We start from the raw sequence: 9,176 nt of genomic DNA on the forward strand, positions 1-9,176 counted from the left end.
ATGGTTTCATTGTTATGCCCGAACACGCCAGCTGGCGGCCGGATGGCTTGCAGGTAAACGGTGATGATGAAAGAGTTTTTTACGTAGTGAACCGGGCTGGTAAGCGGTTTTGTAGCGGCCACGCTGTTGCAGTTCCGGCACCACCAGGTCGATAAAATCGTGGTAACTTTGTGGATTGAGGATGCGTGTCAGGTTAAATCCGTCGATACCAGCATCATCCACCCAGCGCAGCAAGGCATCCGCTACCTGACCCGGTTCGCCGACAATCAACGGATAGCGACTACCGAGCGCGTGCTGTTCCAGCAGACGTCGCCGCGTCCAGCCGTTATAGCTCTGGCTGACTGATTCAATGGCCCGCGTCGAGCCGGTCTGAATCGGCTCATCCAGCGTAAAACGCGCTAAATCGATACCAATCGAACTGGAAAAATGCGCGATGCCCGCTTCCGGACTGGCATAGTGCAGATACTCACGCTGTTTCTCCTGTGCTTCGCGTTCTGTCGGCGCGACAATGACCGCCACGCCCATAAAGATCTTCAGATCGTCTGCCTGTCGCCCGGCTTCCTGCACCAGCTGACGCAGCATCTGTACCTGACTGCGCATCGCCTCTGGCGTGCGACCATTAACAAAGCTGCACTCGGCATGTCGCGCCGCGAAACGCATACCACGTGCGGAACTGCCTGCCTGAAACAGTAATGGTGTACGCTGTGGTGAAGGTGAAGACAGGTGATAGCCCTCCAGCTGATAAAACTCCCCCTGATGCCGTATCGGGTGGATTTTGCTGGCATCGGCATACAGACGGCGCTCACGATCCGCCACCACGGCATCATCCTGCCAGCTGCCTTCCCACAGCTGGTACGCCACATCGAGAAACTCATCAGCCTGGTCATAACGACGGTCGTGGCGGGTCAACTCATGCTGCCCCATTGCCCGTGCGGCGCTGTCGAGATAGCCAGTGACAATATTCCAGCCAATGCGGCCATTGGTGAGATGGTCGAGAGTGGAAAAGCGGCGGGCAAAGGGATAAGGCGACTCATAGCTGAGATTAGCGGTCACGCCGAAACCGAGATGTTCCGTGACACTGGCCATCGCGGATACCAGCAGCAGCGGATCGTTAACCGGTAACTGAATCGACTCGCTGGCGGTCAGGCCAATGCCCTGCTGATAGACGTCATAAACGCCGAGAATATCGGCAATAAACAGACCATCAAACAGCCCGCGTTCCAGTAACCGTGCCAGATCCAGCCAGTAATTCAGCGAGTTGAATTCGACAGAACGATCCTGCGGATGCGTCCACATACCATGATGAATATGCCCCACGCAGTTCATATTAAAGGCGTTGAGTAACACCTGTTTCCGCTGGCGACTCATAGCGTCCCCCTGCGCGCGGGCAGCACGCCATTCAGCACATAGTTACCAATCGCCGGATATTTCCAGCGCACCGGATCGTGCAGCGTATGCGTGCGTGCGTTGCGCCAGTGACGGTCGAGATTATGCTCGCGCAGTGCCGCGCGGCTGCCGGACAGTTCAAACAACAGATTACCTGCCGCCAGCGACAGCTCGGTGGTCCAGGCGCGAACTTCCGCCACCCGTACCGACGCCTCCGCGACATGGTAAGCATCCAGATGCCGCTGGGCGGCATCCACCGCTTCTCCCGCTTCCTGCAACAGTGCATCGCCAGCCTGCAAGCGCGCGGCAAGCTGGCCGACGCGGTCGATCAATAAAGGATCGTCGCTGGCGCGTTCCACACCGGCATCCGGCCAGGGACGTGCGCGCTGGTTGATGAAATCGAGCATATCGCGGAACGCCGCCTGGGCGATGCCCTGATCGATCGCCGCGTGCATCAACTGCGCAAACGGGCCGACACTGGTTGGTCGTTCAAAGGCACTCTGAAATGGCACGATATCGTCACCATCGATGCGGACGGCATCAAAGATGACTGTACCGCTGCCTGTGGTGCGCTGGCCGAAACCGGACCAGTCATCAGTTACTGTCACACCGGGCTGATGACGTGGCACAAAGATCAGCTGCTCTATCCCGTCGCGATCTTTCGCCGCCGTGGGGATGCGGTCGGCAAACAATGCGCCAGTGGCGTAAAACTTGCGCCCCTGCAACAGATAACTGTCGCCATCAGGCAGGACGGCGGTACTGCGGTAATGTGCCGCAGCTGAACTGAACTCCGCCAGTGCATTACCGAGATGCACACCCTCAAGCACCTCCAGGTACAGCCGCTGTTGCTGGCTACTGCTGCCGTTAACACGCAACACCTCCAGCGCATAGAAATGGTTCTGCGGAATCTGACCAATCGAGGAGTCCGCTGCACACAGAATGGCGATCACCTGTGCCACCACCGCACTGGAGAGCGCTGCTCCGCCAAACTGCGCAGGAACAGTGATCGCCCCTAAACCGGAGGCAAACAGTGTTTCCAGCTCGCTGAACGGCAATTGACGCTGGCTGTCGCGCAACGCCGCGCCCTGACGAAAATGGTGTGCCAGCTCGTGTGCGACACTGACTGCCTGTTGCGCACTGCTGATAAGGCTGGCGCGCTGTTTGGGTTTAACCTGGGTCGTCGTCATAGGGGCATCCTTAAATCCAGGCATGGCGCACCGGAAGTATTCCGTTGAGGTAGTAGTTGCCGATGGCGTGATATTTCCAGCGCACCGGATCGTGCAGCGTATGGGTACGTGCATTACGCCAGTGGCGGTCAAGTCCATGAACACTGAGGGTCGCACGGCTGCCGCCCCACTCCAGCAGCTTCTCACTGGCTTTCAGCGCCACTTCCGTGGTGAGGACTTTGGCTTCCGCCACCGCAATCGATGCCTGTGCCGCGCTTTCTGGCGTTAACAGGCTGACATCGGTCTCATCCAGCACCTGTGCAGCGCGCCGCAGCAAGGCATCAGCAGCGCGGAGCTCAATATGCAGACGCCCCACATCCGCCAGCAGATAGGGATCGTCGGCATTGCGTTCCACACCCGCATCCACCCATGGCCGTGAGTGATGGCGGATAAAGTCGCTCGCCTCATCAAACGCGCCACGGGCAATACCGGCATCAATCGCCGCCTGAATCAGCTGCGACAGCGGCCCGCGCAGTCCCGGTTTGTGGCTGTCTGGCAACGGAATCACCCACGCCGGATCAACCACCACCGCCTGCAGACGCACCGTGCCGCTGGCAGTGGTGCGCTGCCCGATACCAGACCAGTCATCGATAACCTGCAAACCGGCAGCCGGACGGGGAATAAAGGCCATCACCGGCTGGTCGTTATCTTCAAGCGCCGTGGTGACGATAATGTGAGCGAACAGCGCGCCAGTGGAGTAGAACTTTTCGCCGGTAAGACGCCATTTATCACCCTGCTGTTGCAGGCGCGCCAGCACTTCGCGGGTATGGCGGGTATGCTTTTCAGGGCCGCCGTTGCCCAGTCGCTGACCCGCGATCACCGCCTGAAAAATCGCCTCCTGCTGTGCCAGTGTCCCTTCATCCAGCACAAACTGGATAATGCCGAAATGATTTTGCGGTATCTGTCCCAGTGATGGGTCAGCCGCAGAGATCAGACGAAACACTTCTGCCACGGTGCGGTAAGACAACCCTCCGCCGCCAAAGGCGCGCGGTATGGAAATACTGCCGAGACCTGAACGGCTGAAGAGTGCCAGCGCTTCCAGCGGGTAATCGCGCTCCCGGTCACGTTCGACGGCACCGGGCAGCGCCAGGGCAGCCACCGCTTTTGCCGCGGCAATAGCGTCGTCATCACGGGTGATGACTTGCGCCGTTTCCGGCGGTAGCCACAGGTCGTGATACTGATGGTGCTTGTTGTTCATCATTTTCCCCTGTTAGCTGGCGCTGGCGGTTTTACCGGTTTTGTCAGGACGGCGGTCGCCACCAATAGTTTCGCCAAACGGTCCGGTATTCACCGTGCGCTGGCGCTTCTCACTGTTGCTGCTCAACGGCAACAGCGGCATCACCAGTTCGGCAAAGCGATGCGCCTCTTCCAGGTGTGGATAGCCAGACAGCACGAAATTATTAATCCCCAGCGCCTGGTATTCACGAATGCGATCCGCCACCTGCTGCGGGTTGCCGACCAGCGCCGTACCTGCGCCGCCACGAACCAGCCCGACGCCTGCCCACAGATTGGGGCCGATACGCAGGTGTTCACGTGAGCCCTGATGCAGTGCGCTCATCCGCGCCTGTCCGGTGGAATCCATACGGGCAAAAATCTTCTGCGCGGCGGCAATCGTGTCATCATCAAGATGAGCAATCAGCCGCTCCGCTGCTGCCCAGGCTTCCTCCTCGCTTTCGCGCACGATCACATGCAGACGAATGCCGTAACTGAGCGATCGGCCATGCTGCTGCGCGCGTTCGCGCACCACCGCGATTTTTTCCGCCACCTGATCCAGTGGCTCACCCCAGGTGAGATAGGTATCAATTTGCTGCGCAGCAACATCTATCGCTGCCGGCGACGAACCTCCGAAATAAAGTGGCGGCCCGTTTTCCTGTACCGGAGGAAACAGGACTTCTGCCCCATCGACATGAATATGCTCACCGTGATAGTCGACTTTTTCCCCTTTCAGCAGCCGGGAATAGACATCGAGGAATTCATGGGTGACCTGATAGCGTTCAGCGTGGCTGAGGAAGATGCCATCCCCCTTGTTCTCGACGGGATCGCCGCCCGTAACCACATTGATCAGCAGACGCCCTTCCGACAACCGGTCCAGTGTTGCCGCCATACGTGCCGCCAGGCTCGGCGGTTGCAGACCCGGACGAACCGCCACCAGATAGCGTAAACGGCGGGTGATTGGTGCCAGTGCCGAAGCGACCAGCCATGAGTCTTCACAGCTTTTGCCGGTCGGGATCAATACGCCGTAATAGCCCAGGTTGTCGGCGGCCAGCGCCACCTGTTGCAGATAGGCCAAATCCACGGCACGGCCACCTTCAGTGGTGCCGAGGTAGCGTCCGTCACCATGGGTGGGGAGAAACCAGAAGACGTTAATGTTTTCCTGTGCAGACTCGCTCATTATCTCTTTCCTATATAACGTTATCTGAATTTATTCGATTCATACCTTACGTTTGGTTATAAAGCCAATAGCAGGAAGCATGCCACTCTGTGATTTTTTATTTATTTAATAAAATCATAGGGTTTTGAGACGGAGTGCGATCAGCGCCGTGCTGCAAATGCGGCAGGTAAAGCGCATTCGCTGTTGCGTTTGCAGCAACGTGCCCCTTTCTCCCTCTCGCCCGGTACCGGTGCGAAAGGGTATGGTGACCGTCAGATCAATCACCAGGAGTTCGCTATGCATCACCAGGGTCCCGCACTGATCGATCCTGCCTCCATCGCTTTTCAGGGAGTGCTGGATCGTCTCGCCCCCACCGATGCCACCGTATTGCTGGTGGGGGAAACCGGCAGTGGCAAAGAAGTGGTGGCTCGCTGGCTGCATCATCACAGTCCGCGCCGCGATCAACCGTTTCTGGCGGTTAACTGCGGTGCATTAACCGAAAGCCTGGCGGAGTCAGAGCTGTTCGGGCATGAGAAAGGTGCGTTTACTGGCGCAAGCGAGCGCCAGCCGGGCTGGTTTGAAGCGGCAAATGGCGGCACGTTGCTGCTCGATGAGATTGGCGAGCTTAGCCTGCCGTTGCAGGTGAAACTGTTACGCGTGCTACAGGAGCGCGAAGTCACGCGTGTCGGTTCACACCGTCCGGTCAGGGTCGATGTGCGCGTGATTGCCGCGACACACGTCGATCTGGTACAGGCGATTCACCAGCGGCGTTTTCGTGAGGATCTCTATTACCGTCTTAATGTTGCGGCAGTCAGTCTGCCGCCGCTGCGTCAGCGACGTGACGATATTCCCCTGCTGGCGGATCATTTTATGACATTGTATGCGCACCGCCTTGGACGACCTCAGTTACGGCTTAGCGCCGATGCGCTGGCGTTGCTGATGGCGTATCCCTGGCCGGGTAATATCCGCGAACTGGAAAACACGCTGCACAATGCGGTATTGCTGAGCAAAGAGGCACTGATTACCCCCCAGCAGTTGCGGCTGTCGTCTGTAGCGACGCAGCCCGATGTTGTCAGTACCGTCGCCGCCGATGATGGCGCAGCGCTGGACGGTTTTATCCGCCAGCAGTTGCAACGAGGTGAAACACAAATCTGGCAACGCATGACCGATGCGCTGGTACGCAACGCCTTTGAACTGAGCCATGGCAATCAGTTGCAGGCCGCAGCGCTGCTGGGCGTCAGCCGCCATACACTGCGCACTCATCTCGGTCATCTTGGGGTGATTAAGCCCCGGCGCAGCACGGCGGCGCGATCCTTACGTGCTCACTCCTCCAGCCAGACGGACCGGGAATTACGTATTGGTTATCAGAAGTTTGGCAATCTTGGCATCCTTAAAGCACGCCAGAGCCTGGAGCAGCAATTCAGCGCCAGCGGCATCAGTGTGTTATGGAGCGAGTTTCCTGCCGGACCGCAACTGCTGCACGCACTAAACAGTGGTGAGATCGATTTCGGTACCACTGGCGAAGCGCCTCCGGTATTCGCCCAGGCCAGCGGTAGCGAGCTGCTGTATGTGGCGTGGGAGCCTCCGGCGCCAGACAGTGTGGCGCTGGTGGTGGCTGCCGACAGTCCCATTCGGCAGATTGCCGATCTGCGCGGAAAACGCATTGCGGTCAATAAAGGGTCTAATGTGCATTATCTGCTGGTGCAAATTCTCGATGAGGCCGGACTGACCGACGATGATGTCCGCGTGGTGTATACCCCGCCGAAATATCCACTGACGCAAAGCGACCATCAGGTGCTGGATGCATGGATGATGTGGGACCCGTTGCTCAGCGAAGCGGAACAGAGCGGCCAGTTCCGCGTCATTGCCAACGGCAGCGGGCGCGTCAGCAATCATCAGTTCTATCTGGCGCACCGTGATTTCGCAGCACATTCCACCGATGTGCTGCAACAACTGGTTGCGGCACTGGAACAGACCGGACGCTATATCGACAGCCATCGCACAGAAGCCGCTGCGCTGCTCGCTGTGGAGCTCGGACTGACACCGCAATCCCTGCACCATGCACTGTTGCGCCGCAGCCATCAGACGCGACGTATGGACCAGGCCATTATCCGTGAACAGCAAACCATCGCTGATCGCTTTTATGCCCTTGGTCTGCTGCCACGCGCGATCAATGTGCGCGACGCCGTCTGGCGTGAATGATTTTTTAAGCTAATGATATGATTTTTCGTCGCTAAGCGACGGCCGTCAGGTTTGTTATGTTTCCGCCACCCCAGAAAGCAAACAGGAACATAACATGAAAAAGACACTCTTCAGCGGTCTGCTGACCGCTGTACTGCTCAGTACACTGCCGCAGGCCCAGGCAGAAAACGCACCAAAAACTGTCAATATTGGTTTCCAGAAGGCCAATATTTTCTCCCTGCTGAAATATCGCGGCACACTGGATGAGCAGTTTAAACGACAGGGTATTGAGGTTCGCTGGATTGAATTCCCCGCCGGGCCACAAATGCTCGAAGGGTTAAATATTGGCAGTATAGATCTGGCGGCGACCGGCGATGCGCCACCGACCTTTGCCCAGGCTGCCAAAGCCGACCTGGTCTATCTGGCGCATTCACCTGCCAACCCGCAGACCGAAGCGATTGTGGTGCCGGAAAACTCGCCAGTTAAAACGGTGGCGGATTTGAAAGGTAAACGTGTGGCGCTGAATAAAGGTTCCGATGTCAATTATCTGCTGGTACGGGCGCTGGAAGATGCCGGGTTAAGCTATAAGGACATCACTCCGGTTTATCTGCCACCCGCAGATGCCCGTGCCGCATTCCAGCGTGGTTCAGTGGATGCATGGGTTATCTGGGACCCGTATTATGCGGAAGTGGAAACCCTCGCCCGTGCGCGGCTGGTGAAAAACGCCGAGGGTCTGGTACCACATTACACCTTCTATCTTGCCAGCCGTCAGTTTGCGGACAGTTACCCGCAGACAGCACAGAAAGTGATTACGGAACTGCAACAGCTGAGCGACTGGGCAAATCAGCATCCTGACGATGCGGCAGGTATTATGGCGCAGTCCACCGGCCTGGAGAAAAGTATCTGGCTGCGGGCAATTGCACGCATGCCTTTTGGGGCGCAGCGCATGACGCCGGAGGTGTTTGCACAGCAACAGACGCTGGCCGATACTTTTACCCGTATTGGCCTGCTACCGGTAAAGGTTGATGTTGCCAGCGCGACCTGGTCGCAGGATAAAAAATAACAACAGGGCGGAATATCTCCGCCCTCTTATCATGTCACAGGGTTATTTATCGTTGCCAAATCCCTGCTTTTTCAGCGCGTCCAGCACATGCGGGAAATAGATATGGCGATAGTAACCGGCGACGCTTTCACTCCAGCTGTCACCATCAGTACGGCCAATATCCTGCCAGTGCTGACTGATTTGCTGGTTATATTGCGCAATCTTTTCGTCGAGGTGTGCCGTCTGATAGGTCTCGTTATGGATAAACGTCTCGATCGGCAAACGTGGTTTCTGATGCGCAGGCACATCAACATAGCCCAGCGCCACACCGGCCAGCGGGAAGGTATGTTTTGGCAGCTGCACCAGTTCAACCATTTCCAGCGGTGAACGACGGATACCACCAATCGGCACCACACCCAACCCTTCTGAGCGGGCTGACGCCATCACGGATGCCAGCGCAATGCCGACATCGGTCGCGCCAGCGACGATGCTTTCGATGCTCTGATGCGCAATCTGCTGCTGATCGATCATCGCCATTGCACGTTCGCTTTTATGCATATCCAGCACAAAAGTCAGAAATACCGGTGCTTTGGCAATCCACGGCTGGCCACCAGCCAGATGAGAAATTTTCTGACGGTTTTCAGCGCTGCGGGAAACGATAACGGAGACCTGTTGCGAGTTCACTGAAGTGGGTGCGCGCCAGGCGGCGCTGATAATACGTTCCAGCAGCGCCTCTTCAATTGGTTGATCGGTAAAGCTGCGATCGCTTTTATGGCGCGTAAAATTGTCAATAACTGTACTCATGGAACCTCCGCATTAAAGTGGGTCTAGTGTACAAACCCGCGTTAATGCGGCTTTAACCAGAAATGCCGCGCGTTATGATGATTTGTGCATTAGATAGTGTCGTCACAAGATTTTAGCCCAGAGAGCGATGCATCTGATCTGGACGGCAGCGAGAAATGAGGCCGTA

The 9,176-nt window shown here is 57.3% G+C and carries 8 protein-coding genes; 2 read left to right on the forward strand and 6 right to left on the reverse strand.

The features are described 5' to 3' along the window. Positions 1–12 precede the first annotated feature (12 nt). The 5 genes from ACSZPU_RS06255 to ACSZPU_RS06275 all read right to left on the reverse strand — a co-directional run bounded on the left by ACSZPU_RS06255 (position 13) and on the right by ACSZPU_RS06275 (position 5,286). On the reverse strand, positions 13–1,368 hold the full coding sequence (locus ACSZPU_RS06255) for an LLM class flavin-dependent oxidoreductase (RefSeq protein WP_437612390.1): 1,356 nt from the start codon (positions 1,366–1,368) through the stop codon (positions 13–15). Then, positions 1,365–2,573 (reverse strand): SfnB family sulfur acquisition oxidoreductase, encoded by a 1,209-nt coding sequence (locus ACSZPU_RS06260; protein WP_437612392.1) that lies wholly within the window; start codon positions 2,571–2,573, stop codon positions 1,365–1,367. The genes ACSZPU_RS06255 and ACSZPU_RS06260 overlap by 4 nt, the downstream gene beginning before the upstream one ends. Positions 2,574–2,583: 10 nt before the next feature. Next, positions 2,584–3,813, reverse strand: coding sequence for an SfnB family sulfur acquisition oxidoreductase (locus ACSZPU_RS06265; protein ID WP_437891168.1), 1,230 nt, complete (start codon positions 3,811–3,813; stop codon positions 2,584–2,586). Positions 3,814–3,822: 9 nt separating this feature from the next. Continuing rightward, positions 3,823–5,004 carry an FMNH2-dependent alkanesulfonate monooxygenase gene (gene ssuD / locus ACSZPU_RS06270; RefSeq protein ID WP_437891167.1) on the reverse strand — a complete coding sequence of 394 codons (1,182 nt, stop codon included), beginning with the start codon at positions 5,002–5,004 and terminating at the stop codon, positions 3,823–3,825. A gap of 114 nt (positions 5,005–5,118) precedes the next feature. Then, a complete protein-coding gene (locus ACSZPU_RS06275; RefSeq protein ID WP_437891166.1) occupies positions 5,119–5,286 on the reverse strand; it encodes a hypothetical protein in 168 nt (55 codons plus the stop codon). Here ACSZPU_RS06275 and ACSZPU_RS06280 point away from each other — a divergent pair. Together ACSZPU_RS06280 and ACSZPU_RS06285 are read left to right on the forward strand one after the other, a co-directional pair. Beyond that, positions 5,281–7,185, forward strand: coding sequence for a sigma-54-dependent Fis family transcriptional regulator (locus ACSZPU_RS06280; RefSeq protein WP_437612398.1), 1,905 nt, complete (start codon positions 5,281–5,283; stop codon positions 7,183–7,185). The two genes, ACSZPU_RS06275 and ACSZPU_RS06280, sit on opposite strands and share 6 nt — an antisense overlap. 94 nt (positions 7,186–7,279) lie before the next feature. Next, positions 7,280–8,227, forward strand: a complete 948-nt coding sequence (locus ACSZPU_RS06285; protein ID WP_498996632.1) for a sulfonate ABC transporter substrate-binding protein — start codon at positions 7,280–7,282, stop codon at positions 8,225–8,227. 42 nt (positions 8,228–8,269) lie between these two features. On the opposite strand, the gene ACSZPU_RS06290 is transcribed toward ACSZPU_RS06285, so the two are convergent. Next, positions 8,270–9,010 carry a nitroreductase family protein gene (locus tag ACSZPU_RS06290; RefSeq protein WP_437612402.1) on the reverse strand — a complete coding sequence of 247 codons (741 nt, stop codon included), beginning with the start codon at positions 9,008–9,010 and terminating at the stop codon, positions 8,270–8,272. Positions 9,011–9,176 lie beyond the last annotated feature (166 nt).

This window comes from Phytobacter sp. V69 (assembly GCF_965644215.1).
Taxonomy (GTDB): Bacteria; Pseudomonadota; Gammaproteobacteria; order Enterobacterales; family Enterobacteriaceae; genus Phytobacter.

What these genes read in the sequence shown, in the direction of transcription:
- ACSZPU_RS06255 (WP_437612390.1), bottom strand. Translation starts at nt 1,368, where the DNA reads ATGAGTCGCCAGCGGAAACAGGTGTTACTCAACGCCTTTAATATGAAC.
- ACSZPU_RS06260 (WP_437612392.1), bottom strand. Translation starts at nt 2,573, where the DNA reads ATGACGACGACCCAGGTTAAACCCAAACAGCGCGCCAGCCTTATCAGC.
- ACSZPU_RS06265 (WP_437891168.1), bottom strand. Translation starts at nt 3,813, where the DNA reads ATGATGAACAACAAGCACCATCAGTATCACGACCTGTGGCTACCGCCG.
- ssuD (WP_437891167.1), bottom strand. Translation starts at nt 5,004, where the DNA reads ATGAGCGAGTCTGCACAGGAAAACATTAACGTCTTCTGGTTTCTCCCC.
- ACSZPU_RS06280 (WP_437612398.1), top strand. Translation starts at nt 5,281, where the DNA reads ATGCATCACCAGGGTCCCGCACTGATCGATCCTGCCTCCATCGCTTTT.
- ACSZPU_RS06275 (WP_437891166.1), bottom strand. Translation starts at nt 5,286, where the DNA reads ATGCATAGCGAACTCCTGGTGATTGATCTGACGGTCACCATACCCTTT.
- ACSZPU_RS06285 (WP_498996632.1), top strand. Translation starts at nt 7,280, where the DNA reads ATGAAAAAGACACTCTTCAGCGGTCTGCTGACCGCTGTACTGCTCAGT.
- ACSZPU_RS06290 (WP_437612402.1), bottom strand. Translation starts at nt 9,010, where the DNA reads ATGAGTACAGTTATTGACAATTTTACGCGCCATAAAAGCGATCGCAGC.